Source organism: Blastocatellia bacterium, assembly GCA_025054955.1.
Classification (GTDB): domain Bacteria; phylum Acidobacteriota; class Blastocatellia; order HR10; family J050; genus JANWZE01.
In genome coordinates this window covers 1-16,746 of record JANWZE010000107.1, presented here as the reverse complement: position 1 = coordinate 16,746, position 16,746 = coordinate 1, and the positions used below count along the sequence as shown (strand labels likewise).

The window sequence follows — 16,746 nt, the reverse complement described above, 5'->3', positions numbered from 1 at the left end:
GGCGATCAACTGAACGACTCGATCCGTCGCCCCCGCGCGCCCGACCAGCGTCTCACTGACGTAGGCTTCGATCAATCCCCGGTCGCTACAGGACTCTAACCCGTTTGAAGCCAATCCTTGTGACTAATGTTAGCCCTTTTCAAGATGCGAACAAGCAAATCAACACTCACAGCCTTGCGGTGAGGATTAGGAATTGTGAGAACGAGGTCACCTTTCAGCATATAGGGGTGTTTGCCGCCCTGATACGGTCCTTCAAATCCAAGCTTGCGCAGTCGCCGTACCAGCTCCTTCCATGATACTGGCGAGAGCTTAGACATGAAGCAGGATCTCCTTTACCTTCCCACGACGCTTCTTAACCAACCTTGGCACAGGTAGTCCTTTCTGTAATCGAACGATGATCCAGCCTTCTATGACTTCTCTCAAATTCCTACGACATTCCTCTAAACTTTTTCCTGTGGCCCACACTCCCGCCAATTCCGGGACTTCACCATAGTACGGTTCTTCATCATCAATAAGTTCATATCGCGCCCTGTCCAAAGCTTCTTGGATGTACTCGAGCAACATCTATTAGCCCTCCTTCGAAAATAACCATTTTCATGCTTCGTGGCGTGCTGTTGCATAGGTGCGATTCTTGTGAGAATGTGGCACAGGCGTTCCCGCCTCTGATCCATTCTCATCGCATCTGGCTGTCGTCATGGGCGACATCAACGATTCCCATCAACCAAACGGGCGATCAACTGAACGACTCGATCTGTCGCCCCCGCGCGCCCGACCAGCGTCTCACTGACGTAGGCTTCGATCAATCCCCGGTCGCCAACCGCCCCATCAAGCAATTCGCGGACTTGACCAAGCATCGGCTGACTCCACGTCAAACCCCGCGCCGCGCCACGAGCAACATAATCATACACGAATCCAACACGCGGAATCTCCAAAACACCCAACGGCAACCCAAACAACAGCGCCTCTAACCCAACGGTTGAAGCCAGCACAATCGCCGCTCTCGATAACAGAAACAACGGGTAGACCGGCCCAACTCCCAGCACGCTTATTTGCCGAGCATAGGCCAGACCAGCAACTAGCGCCTGCACATCACGCAACGATTCGCGTCCATGCAGTTTGATAATCAAGCGAAATCCTGGATCGTCAAACAGCGGTTCGATGGCGCGGATGAATCGGCGAATCAGATCATATTTCTCCGGCGTTGTGCAGAATCCTTGATCGTCAATCGGATTAGACAAGAAAAGCAAATTCTTATCGTCCCAGCCCCATTGCTGTTTAAGCCGCCGGGCTTCAGGTTGCCAATCGGCGGCCAGCAGCTCATCGTAACGAGGGCTACCTGTCAGGTGAATGCGCTCGTCTGGGACGCCCTGACGACGAAAATAGTCAGCGCTGGTCTGGCCCCATGCCGCGACCGCAGCCGCGCCGCCTTGTCCATAGGTATCGCCATCAATCGCTCCCGGCAACGGAAAGCGAATTCCTTCCTGAACCAGCAGGAACGGAATCCCGCGAGCGCGCAGCCATCGGCAAATATGATCATAGGGAAACGCTGCATCGTTGGGCAGGACGACTAAATCAGGCGCCCGGTCAAAACATCGCCGCACGTTCGGCTGCAACAACCCGAACCAACTCACCGCTCGCGCCAGTTGTCGCAAGCCGGTTGCACGCATGCCGCCGACTTGCTGCCCCACCGTCGGCGATGAACGAATCTTGATTGGCAACACTTTCCTGAGACTCACCCGCTCCATGTCAAATCGGCCGGTGGGAGAAACCAGCCCGCGAAACTCGCAGAGCGAGACAATGCGGCAGCGATAGTGACCCGATGCCGCCAACGCCCGCACAATTGGCAGAAACATCGCCACATGATGACTGTCGTTGGAAATGATGAAGTCAATCTGAGGCATGGCGCTTCTTCAACCACACGGGGATCAGAGAGCTTCTACGCGAGGGCTGCGCTGGTCAACTGCCGGTCAATTTCGCGCCCGATCTGTTCGCAGTTTCTCACTACGTAATCAATTTCATCGAGTGGCGTCGGCGCTGGCCCCTGGCCGTGCAGATAGCGATCAACCGCGCAAATCAAAGCCGTATGTGGGGACTGGCCGCTCACACGTCGAGCTAGATAGCCAATGCGATCTGGAATCATTCGCCCAAGGGCGCGCCCCGCCTCCAAAAACGGCATGCCGACCGCGCGTTTCCACTGACGGTCGTGCGACGTCAGTAGCACAATCGCATCGCTCAACGTGTCCAGCTCCAGCACACCATCGGTTCCATGAATCACCGTCATCCGCCGGTTCAACTGACAGTGCGCCGAATAGTGGATACTGCCCACGCAGCGCTCGCTCGCCAGCGTCACGACGACATGATCAGCCGGCGCGCCCGCCGGCGCCTGCGCCGTATGTAGCGCCGTCACCTGAATCGGCTGAAGCGGACCGACCAGCGTGTGAATCACATATAGCTCGTGCGGCAACGTTTCAAACCAGCGTCCCCCAGGCAATCCATGTGACCAATGCCCCTGGCCAACCAACATGCGATCCGTCTGCGGACTGGTCAAAAACTGACGCGCAATGCTGATGACCTGCCCAATGCGTCCCTGCTCAATCCAGCGCTTGGCCTGCTGCACTGCATGCGTGTATTTGAGGTTGTGAACGACCGTCACGCGACTGGGCGAGCGAGCCATCAGTTGTCGCAGTCGGTCCCATTCACCAACGTCCATGACGAGCGGTTTTTCAATCAGTAGGTCGCGTCCTGCCTCGATCACGCGACGAGCAATTTCGGCATGCGTCTGCGGCGGCGTGCAGACGTCCACAACATCGCAGCTTGCGATCAACTGCTCCAGGTCGTCATAGACCGTCCTGATCTGAAACTGGCCGGCGCGTTGCTCCGCCAGTGCGCGATTAACATCGAAGACGCCCTGCACACGGCAGCCCGCGGTTCGACGCCACGCCTTCAAATGCGTCTGTGAAATGTGACCGCAGCCTACGATGCCAACCTGGAACGTCTTCACACAAAACTCCCGACCGGCTGCCGACTAAGCAACGCAGCCAGATACCGATCCATCACGTTGCCCACAGCAAACCGCTGTGCTGCCTGCCGCGCCTGCTCTCCGAGGCGTTGACGCATCAACGGATTCTCTAACAGCTCGCATATCACCGTTGCCATCGCATGGACATCGCCAACCGGCACGAGCCGACCATCTCTGCCCGGCGTAATGATCTCCGAGGGACCGGCCGGGCAATCGGTGGAGATCACCGCCGCGCCGCAGGCCATAGCTTGTATCAACGCGCCAGGCAAGCCCTCCTCGGTTGAAGAAAGAACGAAGAGTGTGCATCGCGCCATGTACTTGAACGGATTCTTATCGAAGCCGGGCAATGAGACGTCAGCCGCGACGCCGCAAGCATTGGCCAGTTGCAGCAACTGCTGACGCAATGGGCCTTCACCCAGAATGACCAATCGGGCGTCCCATGCGCGGCGCACCTGGGCAAACGCGCGAATCAATGTTTGAAAATCTTTCTGCGGGATCAACCGTCCGACGCCCAGAATGATTGGCCGGTCTTCTTCAAACCAGGGATGAGTTACCGGCTCGGCTGCCAGCGATTCGAGCTCATCCGTCACAACCGGATTGTAGACCACCAGAATCCGCTGAGGCGGCAGCCCCAATCGCGCTACCAGATCCTGTTTGACCCCTTCAGAGACAGCGGTCACCAGATCAGCCCGCCGGTAGAGCCAACGCTTCAACCAAACGACGACACGTCGTTTCATCGTCACCGGCCCGTGAAATAGGACATTGCGTTCCGACAATACCAAGCGAATCCGCCGCCCGACAAGCTGCCGCGCGAGGACGGCCATCAGATTCGCCCCGCTCGATGTCGAGAATAAAATATCCGGCTCAGTCGCTCGCAACAGGCGCGCCAACGGCAGCCAACCGGTCGCCACGCTCGATGCGTTCAGCGAGGTGATCGGCACATCGTCCGGCACATCGGCGAGAAAGTCCCCTTCAGCGCGCAAGAGCGCCAACGAAAGATCAAACAGCCGACGATCCAGAGCACTGAGCAGCGTCAGCGTAATGCGATCTGCGCCGCCCTGCCCCATCGTTGGCCGAAGGATCAACAGCTTTTGCCGCTGTGGCTCTGCGATGACACGCCTCGTTGGACGTTGCGCCATGGTGAGTGCTCCCGACTTTATCGGCCTCCAGGTTGCGTCATCTGCGACGCCGGCTTGACCAGCACGCCGACATATTTGACGCCGCGTGTTGCCGGCGAACGCACAATCAACGGCGGCTGAGCTACGCAGTGACAAAAATCTCTGAAGCCCCAATTGTCGTCCACATCATCTGAGATGAAAATGCCGCCCGGCCTGAGCGCCGCCCACAATTGTTGATAAGCCCAGAGGCGACCTTCGTAGGACTTGTCGCTGTCGTAGTGGCACAGATCAATTGGCCTGAGTTGCGCCAACGCCGAAGGCAAGACCTCGCGGTCGGCGCCGCAGAGCAGTTGCCATTGCGCCCGCAACGCCGGCGGCACAACGCAGCCGACATACGATTGGTCTTGATTGAACGCATAGGGCAGGTCTGTGCTGATGAGTCGCGCTGCCGGTCGCCGACGGAGCGACAGCAGAAAAGCTAGCGACGACCACCCATAGGCCACGCCCGTTTCCACGACTCGTTCTGCTTGCAAGAACTCCGTCAGATGGTAGATCAGGTCCAGATTGCCCGGCCCGCTGATGACCGTGTAGCGTTCGACACGTTTCTGCGCCGCTCGGAGTGGCTCGGCAAACAGTTCAGCCACCGGCGCGAACGTCGTCCAGCCGGTCAATTGCAGGATTGCATCACGTGTATCCACAGCTTGCGCTTCACACCACTGTGCAACCTGCTGCTTGATCTCAGCGTGATTGACGCCGAGAGTCTGCACTTTGCGCCTGACCCGACGGAATAATTCGGGATAGAGTTTTGGCTGCTTCAAGTACCAGAGCGCCAGTTTGAGTTTGGCTGACATCACGCATTACTCCGTGCTCAGGCGAGTCGTCGCGCCTCCATCCACAATCAACGCCTGACCGGTCATGAACGATGATTGCTGATTGTCAGCCAGGAAGAGTATCGCGCGGGCAATCTCATCAGGCTCAGCGACACGTCCGATGACGGTTCTTTGCGCCAACGCAGCGAGCTTGTCGGCAAGGTCAGCACCGACCAGATGTCCCCGGGTCAACCCGGCGTGCAGCATCGGCGTATTGACCGCGCCGGGCAACACGGCGTTCACGCGAATGCCGTCGGGCGCCAGCTCAATGGCCAAAGCGCGCGTCAACGCGAGCAGAGCGCCCTTGCTGGCAGCATAGGCGGCCATCTGCGCCGATGTCGCCACAGCATGCACCGAGCTGACGTTGACAATGCTGCCCCGCTGGGCGCATAGCCATGGATGCACAGCTTTCGTCCAGAGAAAGGCTGCTCGCACATTCACAGCCATTGTCATGTCCCATTCAGCGACGCTCATCTGCATGATCGGCTTGCAAATTTGTATCGCTGCATTGTTGATCAGCGTATCGAGTCGCTCAATCTGTTTTGCGAGGCGTTGGGCGGCCTGGCAGACGTCGGTTTCAACCGACACGTCAACCTGCATATAGTGAGTCACGCCGTCGTAGTCAGCCGCTGGCGTTCGATCAACGCCAATGACTTGCCAGCCGGCTGATGAGAACAGTTGCGCCGTCGCTCGACCGATGCCACCGGCGACGCCCGTGATCAGCGCCACGCGACTCATCGTTCTGACCTCCGGTATAACTCGTCCAGCAGATGTTGTATCGTCCGATGGTGGACATGCTCCCAGGCCTGCGGACTGCTGTTGGCATTGTGCGGAGCCAGCAGCACATTGTCCATCTGCCGCAGCGGGCTGTCGGCAGGCAGCGGTTCTGTCTCGAATACATCCAACGCAGCGCCGGCAATGCGCCCCGTTTGCAACGCGCGGATCAGCGCCGGCTCATCCACCACAGGGCCGCGCGCGGTGTTGATCAACACGGCGCTCGGTTTCATCAACTCGAATTCGGCATCGCTGATCAGATGAAAGCTGGTCGGGTTCAAATCACAGTTCAAGCTGATGAAATCGGCCTGTCGGAGCAATTCGTCCTTGGCGACCATCGTCAAGCCGGTTTGTTGCAGAAATTCGTCTGGCATGGCCACGAGGTCATTGCCCAGCACCGTCATGCCGAAGGCCACTGCCCGACGCACAACCGCTTTGCCAACATTTCCCACACCGATGACTCCGAGCGTGCACTCACCGAGCGCCCGACCCGGTATCTTTTGCCAGACGCCATGTTTCATCTGTCGGTCCATCCACGGCAGTTGACGGGCAAAGCAGAGCATGTAACCGAGCACCGAATCGGCCACCGGCTCGCTGAACGCATTCGGCGTATTGCGCACAACGATGCCCAGACGCTCACAGGCGGCTCGATCAATCGAGTCAATGCCTGTGCCCCATTTGGCGATGACCTTCAGCTTGGGCGCGGCTTGAAGCACGCGCTCGGTAAACCGATCATCGCCGCAGATCACGCCGTCAATATCGCCGATCCATTGCAACAATGCCTCTTCTTCGAGTCGCTCATTGACGGGCGGCACGACCACTTCGATCCCATGCTCAGCCCACATGGAGCGGAAACGATCAATCACCGGTTGCATGTAAGGCGCCGAGATGAGCACTTTCCACCGCATAGATCAGCGTGACGCCTCCATCTGTTTCAAGATCGCTCGCGCCGGCGCGCCGTCCACGCCAACGAGTTTCATTGGCAAGCAAATCAATTCATACAGTCCGGGCGAGACGTGCGCTAACGAGACTCCTTCCAGCACGATCACGCCGGCGCGGAGCAAAATCCTATGCGTCTCAGGGCCGTCCTGATAGCGTTGGACTGACAGATAATCCACGCCGATCAGCCGGATGCCGCGCTCCACAATCCACTGGGCCGCCTCGGCTGTGAGCGCCACGTAATCGGCGCGAAACTCGCGCACGCCAGCCGCCCACCATTGCGAATTGCGCGTGCGCAAGAGCAATCGTTCAACCATCGGCGGCACGCCCAGCGCATCAAGCCTCGCCGCTGTGATGACGTCCGCATCAGACGCATCGGCGACCAGCGCCGGCCCGATGCAAGACTCCAGCGGCAACTCGGCCGCGCTCAACCCATCTTCAAGGTGATGCAACGGCGCGTCAATGTGCGTGCCCACATGGACGTTGCAAAACATATTTGTATCGTTGACCGCGTCGCCGCGCGCCATGTCCAGCCGCCGCTCAAACGCCACAGGCGGCGCGCCCGGCCACGTCGGCAACGCCGGACTGATCGGCAATGAGATGTCAACGTACTTGACCAACAGATTTCTCCTGCGCCGACCGGTTGTAATCAATCGCTCGATGCCGGCGGGTCGCATCCATCTGGGGCGTCGGTCGAGTCAACGCGCGAGGATAATAGAACGTCTGACGCAGCGGACCCGTGATCGGCCCACGATGCCCATAGCCGCGATACGTCCCGTAAAATTGCATCCATCGGAACAATGGAATCTCAACGAGATGCTGCAACAAGACTCGATCCTGCCACGCATGGTAATAATCGCTGAGCACATTCGATGTGAATAATCGGATCAAATCCCACAAGCCGAATTGCTCGTGAGGAAAGATGCGTTTGAAGGCGATTGCTTCGCGCCGATAGCGATTGTAAATCTGACGCCATGTTTCGTTATGCACATGCACGACCTCCGCCTCAGCCACATAGGCAAGACGATACCCTTCGGTGATCATGCGATGCGCCCAATCCAAATCCTCTAGCCCGGTTAGCTCCTCGTTATACGGCCATTGCTGCCAGAGCGACCGGCGAATCGCGGCATTGCCGTTATTGCAAAATGGGTGAGCCTGACACCAATTGGACTGAGCAGGAAACCAATGAGCAAAGACTTGCTGCTCAGCATACTTGGTCTGTTCATGGCCGCGCTGCTTGCCGTAAGCCAGCGCGATGCGCGGATCGGCAAACGGAGCAAGCAATTGTTCGAGCCAGTCGTTATAAACCGGATAAGTGTGCGCGCTGCAGATGACGATGAACTCAGCCGTGGCCGCCTGACAACCGGTATTGAGCGAACGACCGAAGGAAAATTCTTCAGGACGAATCGTCAAGACCTTCACCGGATAGCGCGTGGCAATGGAGAGCGTGGCATCGGTCGAACCAGAATCCACCACGATGATTTCCACATCGGTCACCGTCTGCTGCATGATGCCGCTGAGCAGACGACCAATATGTTCCTCTTCATTAAAACAACGGATGACAATGGAAACGCGCGGAGCCATAGACCAAGGTGTTACATGAGCCGATTTTGGTTTTGTGCGCCAGCAAGGCGCATTGAGCATTCACGCGGCGCTCGCCGGCGCCGTCTGATGACTACGGAGCGAGTAAAGAGCCAGCAACGCGAGTTGATCGCTCACGCGGCGCTCGCCGACTGCGGAACTCGCCGTCGGATTTCACCAAGTCCTTGCCGACACAGGCATGCGAGCATGGTAATGTCGAGGCTGTAAGCGATCATGCGATAGCCTTGCTGTAAGTAATGCACAGCTTGATCCACGTCGGGCTGCACAACGTGGATGCCGGCTGCGAGACCGCGCGCGCGGCAGGCCGCGAGAATCCGCTGCTTGGCCGCCAGCACATCAGGATGATCGAGCTGAGCCGTCAATCCCATTGAGGCGCTCAGATCATAAGGGCCGATGAGCACCGCATCAATGCCGGGCACAGCAAGAATCTCGTCCAGATGGCGCAGGCCGTCAACGTGTTCGATTTGAATGCACACGAGCGTCTCTTCATTGGCCGCCGCTACGGCCTCTTCCAGCCGCGTGCCGTACTGATTAGCGCGACAGAATCCGACGCCACGCTCACCGAGCGGCGGATACTTCACCGCCCGCACGATGGCATGGACCTGCTCCGGCCGATTGATCAGCGGGGCAATCACGCCGGCGGCGCCAGCATCCATGTAGCGTTTGGTGACGGCATACTCATCGCCCGGCAAGCGCACCAGCGGCGCGCAATCCGCATGCCCGGACCGAATCGCCTGAAACAACGCCTGCGTCTCAGGTAACTCGACTGCTGAATGCTCTACATCCACCGTCAGGAAGTCAAAGCCCATCGCGGCCATCAACTCCGCGACGACCGGACTGCCAGAGCTAATCCAACTGCCGATGACGTAATCACCGGCGCGTAATCGTTGGCGTAGGTTTTTCATATTACCTCGACGCGCCGTAATGCCTCTCAGGGAAGGCTCAGCGTGCGCTCTTCCAGCGAGGCTTTAATCATCTGGCGATTCTGCACGTACCATTCAGCGATGGCCGCGTCGAACAACGTGTGAATATCGCGCCCGGTGATCCATGTGCGAATGATCGGCGCGACGCGCTTGCCCATCCACCACCAGGGATTGGGACCATCGCGTCGTTGCACGCAGTCTTTGCGGAAAGCCCAGACGCCTTGATCGTAGTAGTAGGCTTTCGGATAGGACTGCCGCTCGGTCGAGACCAGCCGAGGCGCATCGCCAAACGTATCAATCAACCCGTCTTCTCTGATCCGCAGCGCACGGTAAGGATGATCATCAGCCGCCTCCCAAACGCTCATCACCGAATCTATATCATCGCGCTCGCCAAGCAGCGTGAGTGCCTGATCAATCAACTCGCCGTCAATCATGACGGTATTGCCGAGCAGCAACACCACATTCTGTAACGTCGCGATGCGAGCATCAACGGTCTCGACCGCGTGTTTAATCACATCGCCGTGGTTGACATGGTCGCCGCCCAGCTCGTCGGGTCGCCAGATGATCTCGCAACCCAGTTGTTCGGCCACACGAGCAATCGCGTCACCGTCGGTAGAGACATAGACGCGCTCGATCAGCCGCGCCTGCCGAGCTGCTTCAATCGGATAGGCGATCAGCGGACGACCGGCCACTGGCATCACATTTTTGTTGAGGATTGATTTGCTGCCTGCGCGGGCAGTGATAATGGCTACGTTCATCAGTTTCGCTCCTGGCTTCACTGTTCACTGCGGCGCTCGACCGACGGCGTACACCAGCGGAGAAAACATTCGGCTCTCAGGCGTCCACCCAGTTGTTCTCAACACGGTGTGAACGGGCCAACCGATCGCTTTGGCTGAGACGCGCAGCAGCCAGCGTGTCAGCCCTTTGGCTTTGCTGTTGTACTTCCACGTGGCGAACGAGCCGAGATAGCCGGCTACGATCTCTTGCAATCCGGCTTGCTCATAGGCCTTTTGCAAATCGCTCGGTTCGATCAACACATGCGCGTGGTACTGCGTCGGCGCGATCCACTGCTCCACATAACGAAACGCATAATGCTTGTTGGGCACCAGCGTGATCAATAAGCCACGCGGTTTGAGCCACGACCGGAACAGCGCGACCAACTGGCCATACTCGGTGAAATGCTCGATAAAGCCATTTGAGAATACCACGTCAAAGCTGCCCGGCGCGAAACATGGCTGAGTCACATCGCCTTCAACCACCATCGCTTCGCCAGGCATCTCCGCCAGATTGGCGACGAGCCGCTGGCAGCCAACGCGGGAATAATCCACGCCTACGACCTCATAGCCATACGTGCTTCCAAGATATGGCAGCCAGAGCGAATCGGCCGCGCCAACTTCCAGCACACGCGCCGGCGTAGGCGGTAGCACGTCGGCCAGCATCGCCGCGATTCGACTATTGAGATACTCGCGCAGATTGAGCCGCCGCGCAGGCGCGCGCGCGTCCCATTTGCGATCCCAATAGGATTTTTCTGTCAGACTCGTCGGCTCGACCATCACAGCAATGATGCGGCTCATGCCACCCACGAAACTCGTAGGCCGGAATCACGTCTTGACGTATCTGAGCAGCTTGAAATCGAGCGAGCCGTAGCGCGACAACGTGTGTAACCACCACACGCCGTCCTTGCCCAGCCAGAAAACCGGCGCAAGCCAAATCAACACACACAGGCTCATGCCCACAGCGATCAACGCGCCGATCAACACCAATGCCGCCGATGCTTCCCATCCGCGCAGCCACGCTGCCACGCTCCAAACAATCATGGCGACGACGACCGTCAGTGCAACGGCTGAAGCGTGCGCGCCAATGAACTCGCGCCATCGAAGTGACGTCACCGATATGCTCAGTCGAGCCAGCAACAGATACTGAATTGCCAACGCGCCAACCACGCCCCAGGCCACTCCAGCAAGGCCAGCCCAATGACCAATCCATGCGCCGGCGACCACCAAGACCGCATAGATGGCATGATAAAAGGCCAGCCGATGCACGGCTCCTTTGGCCCGCGCCAGCGTCCCGCTCAACTTGTAACCAGTGCGAAAGAACATGCCCACAGCGAGCACTTGCAGTGGCAGCACAGCGCCCTTCCAGGATGGCCCCAAGGCTACATGGACCAGCTCCGGCCCGAGCACAATCGCGATGGCGCTGGCCGGCATGACCAGCAACGCCGTCAATGCCATGCCACGCCGATAAGCCATGCTCAACCGTTGGTCATCATCTTGCGCTTGCGAGAGCGCCGGAAATAAAACACGCTCGACCGTCTCGCCAAACAGATTCGCCGGAAACGACATCAACCGGTACGCGCGACTGTAGAGTCCCAGGGCATCCGCGCCGAGCCATCGCCCGACCACCATGTTATCGCCCTGAAGCGCAAAAAAGTTAGCCACCTTGGCCATTGTAAATCCGCTGCCGAACGCCATCAGCTCGCGGCAGGCACGCCTGTTCACTGCAAACCGCTTCGGATGCGGCTGCGCGATCAGTAACATCATCGTCTCTAAAGTAACCTGGCCAAGATGAGCGCCAACCAGCGCCCATACACCGTACCCCAACCACGCTAACGTCAAACCGACTACGCCATAGCCAATGCCAAACGAAATAATCTCGACACGCGCTAACAAACGAAATCGCATGTTCCGCTGCAGCAGCGCCGCAGCCACTACACCAACCCCTCTCAACAAAAAGATCGGCGCCAAGGCTTGCACAACCGGCGTCAGCGCCGACATGCGGAAAAATTGCGCGATCAACGGCGCCAATACGACCATCAAACCACTCAACAGCATGCCCAGCAACAGCGACAGCGTAAAACCGGTGCGCACATGCCGAGCCGCCAGCCTCGCCCGTTGCACTATCGCTGAACCAACACTGAGCTGAGCAAAAATCTGACCAAATCCAATGATCACCATCGCCGCGCCGATCAGGCCAAAATCGGCCGGCGTCAGTAAACGAGCAAACAACACGAGCGTGGCCACCTGCAATACAAGTTGAACCAACGCGCCTGACGAGGCCCAGAACAAACCTCCCAACGTGCGCTGGGTCAACCCCTGCGCGGGCCGATCATGCTGAGTGTCTTGCGATCTTTGCATGCTAATTCTGCATGGTCATCCGCCGGGCTTCTGTCACCGTCACTCTGTGGCAAGGTGCTGCGCCCAGGATTCATTCTCCTGATACCAACTGACCAACCGCTCTACTCCTGTTTCAATCGCTGTGTGTGGACGCCACTCTAACAACCGACCAGCTTTTTCAATGTTCGCCCATGTAGCCAACACATCAGCGGGATGTCGCGGTTCGAACTCAAGCCGCGCGCGGCGTCCCAGCCGGTCTTCAATCAAGCGAATGATTTCTATCAAGACCACCGGACGGTCTGATCCTAAATTGATCACTTCGTAACCAAGCGGCTTCAGCCCGGCTACTGTCCCGTGAGCGACATCGTCCACATAGGTGAAATCGCGCGATTGCTGGCCATCGCCATAGATCGTGACGGGTCGGCCCCGGCTAATCCATTGCACGAAGCGAAACATACTCATATCGGGACGTCCGGCTGGCCCATAGACGGTGAAGTAACGCAGCACAGTGACATCCAGCCCATACAGATGATGATAGGTGTGACATAACACCTCGGCAGCTTTTTTGGACGCTGCATAAGGCGACAGTGGACGATCCGTCACAGCATCTTCGGTAAACGGTTGAACGGCGCTGTCACCATACACGCTTGAGGTGGACGCTTGCACAAATTTCCGCACGCCGAACTCGTGGCACAACTCCAACAGATTAAGTGTCCCGGTCACATTGGTATCGTAATAGAGCCACGGGTCCTCCACTGACGGCCGCACGCCGGCGCGCGCGGCCAGATTGATCACCGCGCTCCACCCAGATGTATTCGAGCGGTTTGCCGAAAATGACTCCGTCCAGAAACGTCGCATAGCATGACGGTCTACAATGTCCAGCGGGTGAAACGTGAATCCTGCCCGGCCAGTCAGTTGAGACAGCCGCCATTGCTTGAGCCGCACATCGTAAGCTTGGTTCAGATTATCCACGCCGACAACGGCATGGCCCATCTCCAGCAGCGTTTCACACACCTTCGCGCCGATGAAGCCGGCGCAACCAGTCAATAAAATGCTCGCCATGTGAGTGCTCAAGCTTTCATCCACAACGGGCGCAGCGCAAACAAAATCCTACACGCGCGTTATCAAGCGCGCCAACTTCACCGGCTTTTTCCGGCGTGCCTCGAGGCGCTCCCTTGCGACACTGGCAATTTCGAACCTTGCAAGTTCGCGTGTGGATCAGGTTGGCCGACAATTTGCTGGCCGCGTTTTAGCCGGTCAGCGCCGTTCGATAGTTGAGTGGCCTCTCACACTCAGACAGGCTGCCGCCCTGCAAGGCATATCCCTTGCCAAGTCGGCTTTGCCGAGTCTCGTGAGTCATATTTTTGGATCCGGGCTCCCCTTTTAGACCGCGGTTATCCTAACACGCATCCGAGCATACGTGCCACTGGCACGTCCCCTCTTACTTCAAGAGCGCGACTGAGCGGCGGCATGATCAACAGGCATGAAGGCAAATGAATCAAACCACACTCGACCCTGAATGAAGTCATAGATTTTCTCACCGACCAACCGGACAAGCGTCAGTCGAATGAATCGCGTCTCTGCCGGCGTGGTCAGTTCCATCTGGCCGAGCGTCCAATCGGGCTCTGCGCTGAGCGGCGCTGACTGCACGCGGAATCGCCCGGAATCCTCCACGTCAGTCAGAACAACCGCTACACCGTGAGTAGCAAGGAGACCTTCAGTCTTGTAATAAAACTGCAACCGGTAACGCGTCAGCGGCCTCACGGCCAGATCATGGCTGACGCCATCATAAAAGACATTTTGGTGATGCTTGAAATCCAGCCGCAACGAGCGACGGCCTTGATGCGCGGTTGTCGTATCCATTCGCGCCTCGACCTGCTCAGTGCTACTGATGACCCAATCAAAGCCGTATCGAATCGGCTCCCGCTCAAATCCACCATTCCAGAAGAGATCCTCGGCGGGCGATGTGTGCGGCTCTACGAGGGGTGCGACTTCGCGCCACACTTCATTCAAGTAAGACCATTGTTTGGCCTCTCTCAGTGAGGCCAGGAGCCAGCGACCGGCTTCCCGCTTCAGCGGGTCAGCAGCAGGCACGGCCCGCCATAGCTCAAGGCTCGGCCCGTATTGACCGCGTTGAGCCAAACATTGACCAATGCCCCATTGAGCGCCGGCTGTTTGCAAGCTGTGACCGAATCGCGCCACGGCGCCCGCGTCGCCGCCTGTAGCTTGCCATAGCGTTTGGCAAACCGCTTCACTGGAACGTGGATCAATTTCAACGACGCGACGAAATGCTGCTATGGCCGACTCGATCTGGCCTTGACGCAATAAAAAATTGGCATACATCCAGTGAGGCCGAAAGAAGTGAGGAGCCAGCGTGATGGCCATCTGATATGCGGCAGCAGCCTGCGTTGGTTGATTCATCTGCTCATAGCCGCGGGCGACATCCGACCAGGCTCGATGAGAAAATGGCTCAAGCTGCACGGCTGCTTGAAAATGATGCAACGCCCGCTCAGGGTCAAACAGGATTGGATTGGAGAGGTAATACATTCCCAATCGGCTGTGCACCGCCGGCTGCTGTGGATTCAACGCCAACGAGCGATGCAAATTTCCCGCATCGCCGACGGTGAGGTTGAGCATCTGACTGCGAACACGGTTATAAGCGTGCAGGTATCCAAGCAGCAGCAAACTGCCGAACAACAACAGTAATCCAGCTCGCTTCCAAAAGGCCAACAGTTGCACGACCACTCCTGCTGAAAATGTAGGCACAGATTCACTGATGAACAGATTTTCAATCAGTCAATCGGTGCTTGTTCTTCATCGTGTTTCCCGCATCACCACCGGTGATATGAAACACTCCTTGTTGATTAAAAACTTAGCGTATGATGTAGATGGGCAACAGCGCCGCTTGTACCGCCAGGGAATTGAGCAAAGCTAGTCCCAAGTTCTTAGCGGTTGATGATGGCACATAGACGACATCACCCACTTGCAGCTTAACGTCTTTTTTAGGGTCTCGCTCGATTTCGCTTAGATTGACCGCCAGCTCGATCAGGGACGATCTATCCGGGTCTTGCCGCACAATAGTGACGCGACTCTTCTTGGCATCGGGTTTCGTGCCGTTCGCCAGCGTGATGGCCTGCGTCAAGGTTAACTCGCCGCGCAGATCAAACGCATCAGGTTTATTGACGGCGCCGCCAACGAACACTTTGCCAGCTTCCGGAATGCTCACCACATCGCCGGCATAGATGCGCTTGTTCAGCTCAACGGCTCCTTTCATCATTTTGGTCAAATCAACGGTCTCGATTACGGCACTAAGTCGCACTTCGTCCTCGTCGGCTGAAGCCGGCGTGTGCACACCAGCCCAGACACTCCCGCGCAAGATGTAGGCCACCGGCCCAGCTCGCTCGGATAAGCCTTTGGCGCGCGCGATCATGGTCAGCAGCCGCGTGTCCGAATCAACGGGCACAGGCATCGCTTCATTGACAGCACCTAGGATGTAAGCAAAATCCTGGCGCCCTTCTTTCACCTGCACGGAGACTTGCGGATCACGCAACACCACACGAAGTTTCTCCTTGATCAAATCGGCCAGCTCCCACTCCGTCAACCCAGCCGCTTTGATTGGCTCCTCGACGAACATGATGCGGATATACCCTTGCGCGCTCACGCGCATTTCACCGCTCATGTCCGGCTGCTGGAACACGCGGATAGAAAGCACATCACCCGGACTGATGATGTATTCCGCGTGCGGATGCGCTGGCAATCGCTTGAGCGATTTGGCCGGAGGCGACTGGACATCTTCCGATTGCTGAGCGGCCCGTTGCTGCGCGTATGCACGCCCGGCTGGGCTAATCATGATCATCAAAACAATCAAGGCACAACCACATCGCTTCACGACAACACCTCCTGCTGCATGTAACGAGGCGCTAAGGATAAACTAATTCTCGCATTTTGTCATGAGGCATGGGTTCGAACGGTCGGTGCGGAGGCCCGCTCAGTCAGTTCAGGTCTTGCCATGCTTTTTGACTCTATGAATGTGGTCTTTTTCTCCGCAATTGGTATCGCATTGTCAGGCGGGCAAGCAGTTCAGCTTGTCAGGCCCTCGCACGCCCTACAAGCTGCTGTAAGAAGCGCCTTACATCGTCAGGGCCATGATCGCTTTGGCCGTGTGGAGCCGATTCTCCGCCTCGTCGTAGACAACCGAATGAGGTCCATCAATCACTTCATCCGTCACTTCGTAGCCGCGGTCTGCCGGCAAGCAGTGCATGTATATCGAATCCGGTTTGGTCAATTTCATCTTGGCTTCATCACAAATCCAATGCTTGTAGTTGGCAGCGAGTTTGAGCGATTCTTCCGGTTGCTTGAACAGATCCAGGCATCCCCAACTCTTGGGAT

At 57.6% G+C, this 16,746-nt stretch carries 18 protein-coding genes; all 18 read right to left on the bottom strand.

The features are described 5' to 3' along the window. Window positions 1–95: 95 nt before the first annotated feature. Window positions 96–317, bottom strand: a complete 222-nt coding sequence (locus NZ823_13650) for a type II toxin-antitoxin system HicA family toxin (GenBank protein ID MCS6806169.1) — start codon at window positions 315–317, stop codon at window positions 96–98. Further along, window positions 310–564 carry a type II toxin-antitoxin system HicB family antitoxin gene (locus NZ823_13645; protein ID MCS6806168.1) on the bottom strand — a complete coding sequence of 85 codons (255 nt, stop codon included), beginning with the start codon at window positions 562–564 and terminating at the stop codon, window positions 310–312. Before NZ823_13645 ends, NZ823_13650 begins: the two co-directional genes overlap by 8 nt. Before the next feature lie 140 nt (window positions 565–704). Further along, window positions 705–1,901 carry a hypothetical protein gene (locus tag NZ823_13640; GenBank protein MCS6806167.1) on the bottom strand — a complete coding sequence of 399 codons (1,197 nt, stop codon included), beginning with the start codon at window positions 1,899–1,901 and terminating at the stop codon, window positions 705–707. 35 nt (window positions 1,902–1,936) lie between these two features. Continuing rightward, complete coding sequence (locus NZ823_13635) at window positions 1,937–3,001, bottom strand: Gfo/Idh/MocA family oxidoreductase (protein ID MCS6806166.1); 1,065 nt, start codon at window positions 2,999–3,001, stop codon at window positions 1,937–1,939. After that, window positions 2,998–4,158, bottom strand: a complete 1,161-nt coding sequence (locus NZ823_13630) for a glycosyltransferase (protein MCS6806165.1) — start codon at window positions 4,156–4,158, stop codon at window positions 2,998–3,000. The genes NZ823_13635 and NZ823_13630 overlap by 4 nt, the downstream gene beginning before the upstream one ends. A 17-nt stretch (window positions 4,159–4,175) precedes the next feature. Beyond that, a complete protein-coding gene (locus tag NZ823_13625) occupies window positions 4,176–4,988 on the bottom strand; it encodes a class I SAM-dependent methyltransferase (protein MCS6806164.1) in 813 nt (270 codons plus the stop codon). 6 nt (window positions 4,989–4,994) lie between these two features. Next, window positions 4,995–5,744 carry an SDR family oxidoreductase gene (locus tag NZ823_13620; GenBank protein ID MCS6806163.1) on the bottom strand — a complete coding sequence of 250 codons (750 nt, stop codon included), beginning with the start codon at window positions 5,742–5,744 and terminating at the stop codon, window positions 4,995–4,997. Then, window positions 5,741–6,688: a phosphoglycerate dehydrogenase gene (locus NZ823_13615; GenBank protein MCS6806162.1), complete on the bottom strand. Its 948-nt coding sequence runs from the start codon at window positions 6,686–6,688 to the stop codon at window positions 5,741–5,743. The genes NZ823_13620 and NZ823_13615 overlap by 4 nt, the downstream gene beginning before the upstream one ends. A 3-nt stretch (window positions 6,689–6,691) precedes the next feature. Further along, a complete protein-coding gene (locus tag NZ823_13610; protein ID MCS6806161.1) occupies window positions 6,692–7,339 on the bottom strand; it encodes a cyclase family protein in 648 nt (215 codons plus the stop codon). Then, window positions 7,323–8,303, bottom strand: coding sequence for a glycosyltransferase family 2 protein (locus tag NZ823_13605; protein MCS6806160.1), 981 nt, complete (start codon window positions 8,301–8,303; stop codon window positions 7,323–7,325). Before NZ823_13605 ends, NZ823_13610 begins: the two co-directional genes overlap by 17 nt. A 131-nt stretch (window positions 8,304–8,434) precedes the next feature. Then, window positions 8,435–9,226: an aldolase/citrate lyase family protein gene (locus NZ823_13600; protein ID MCS6806159.1), complete on the bottom strand. Its 792-nt coding sequence runs from the start codon at window positions 9,224–9,226 to the stop codon at window positions 8,435–8,437. Between the two features lie 26 nt (window positions 9,227–9,252). Next, window positions 9,253–10,002, bottom strand: a complete 750-nt coding sequence (locus NZ823_13595) for an acylneuraminate cytidylyltransferase family protein (protein ID MCS6806158.1) — start codon at window positions 10,000–10,002, stop codon at window positions 9,253–9,255. A 24-nt stretch (window positions 10,003–10,026) separates the two neighbouring features. After that, window positions 10,027–10,818, bottom strand: coding sequence for a class I SAM-dependent methyltransferase (locus NZ823_13590; GenBank protein ID MCS6806157.1), 792 nt, complete (start codon window positions 10,816–10,818; stop codon window positions 10,027–10,029). Between the two features lie 27 nt (window positions 10,819–10,845). Continuing rightward, window positions 10,846–12,378 carry an oligosaccharide flippase family protein gene (locus tag NZ823_13585; GenBank protein ID MCS6806156.1) on the bottom strand — a complete coding sequence of 511 codons (1,533 nt, stop codon included), beginning with the start codon at window positions 12,376–12,378 and terminating at the stop codon, window positions 10,846–10,848. Window positions 12,379–12,417: 39 nt separating this feature from the next. Continuing rightward, a complete protein-coding gene (locus NZ823_13580; protein MCS6806155.1) occupies window positions 12,418–13,419 on the bottom strand; it encodes a GDP-mannose 4,6-dehydratase in 1,002 nt (333 codons plus the stop codon). A 384-nt stretch (window positions 13,420–13,803) separates the two neighbouring features. After that, complete coding sequence (locus NZ823_13575; protein ID MCS6806154.1) at window positions 13,804–15,096, bottom strand: tetratricopeptide repeat protein; 1,293 nt, start codon at window positions 15,094–15,096, stop codon at window positions 13,804–13,806. Window positions 15,097–15,229: 133 nt separating this feature from the next. Next, window positions 15,230–16,246 (bottom strand): polysaccharide biosynthesis/export family protein, encoded by a 1,017-nt coding sequence (locus NZ823_13570; GenBank protein MCS6806153.1) that lies wholly within the window; start codon window positions 16,244–16,246, stop codon window positions 15,230–15,232. Between the two features lie 240 nt (window positions 16,247–16,486). Continuing rightward, window positions 16,487–16,746 (bottom strand): ornithine carbamoyltransferase (locus NZ823_13565; protein ID MCS6806152.1); only part of this gene is annotated, 260 nt, incomplete at its 5' end.

Excerpts from the sequence above, each read along its gene's own strand:
- NZ823_13650 (MCS6806169.1), bottom strand. The coding sequence starts at position 317 with ATGTCTAAGCTCTCGCCAGTATCATGGAAGGAGCTGGTACGGCGACTG.
- NZ823_13645 (MCS6806168.1), bottom strand. The coding sequence starts at position 564 with ATGTTGCTCGAGTACATCCAAGAAGCTTTGGACAGGGCGCGATATGAA.
- NZ823_13640 (MCS6806167.1), bottom strand. The coding sequence starts at position 1,901 with ATGCCTCAGATTGACTTCATCATTTCCAACGACAGTCATCATGTGGCG.
- NZ823_13630 (MCS6806165.1), bottom strand. The coding sequence starts at position 4,158 with ATGGCGCAACGTCCAACGAGGCGTGTCATCGCAGAGCCACAGCGGCAA.
- NZ823_13625 (MCS6806164.1), bottom strand. The coding sequence starts at position 4,988 with ATGTCAGCCAAACTCAAACTGGCGCTCTGGTACTTGAAGCAGCCAAAA.
- NZ823_13620 (MCS6806163.1), bottom strand. The coding sequence starts at position 5,744 with ATGAGTCGCGTGGCGCTGATCACGGGCGTCGCCGGTGGCATCGGTCGA.
- NZ823_13615 (MCS6806162.1), bottom strand. The coding sequence starts at position 6,688 with ATGCGGTGGAAAGTGCTCATCTCGGCGCCTTACATGCAACCGGTGATT.
- NZ823_13605 (MCS6806160.1), bottom strand. The coding sequence starts at position 8,303 with ATGGCTCCGCGCGTTTCCATTGTCATCCGTTGTTTTAATGAAGAGGAA.
- NZ823_13600 (MCS6806159.1), bottom strand. The coding sequence starts at position 9,226 with ATGAAAAACCTACGCCAACGATTACGCGCCGGTGATTACGTCATCGGC.
- NZ823_13595 (MCS6806158.1), bottom strand. The coding sequence starts at position 10,002 with ATGAACGTAGCCATTATCACTGCCCGCGCAGGCAGCAAATCAATCCTC.
- NZ823_13590 (MCS6806157.1), bottom strand. The coding sequence starts at position 10,818 with ATGAGCCGCATCATTGCTGTGATGGTCGAGCCGACGAGTCTGACAGAA.
- NZ823_13585 (MCS6806156.1), bottom strand. The coding sequence starts at position 12,378 with ATGCAAAGATCGCAAGACACTCAGCATGATCGGCCCGCGCAGGGGTTG.
- NZ823_13580 (MCS6806155.1), bottom strand. The coding sequence starts at position 13,419 with ATGGCGAGCATTTTATTGACTGGTTGCGCCGGCTTCATCGGCGCGAAG.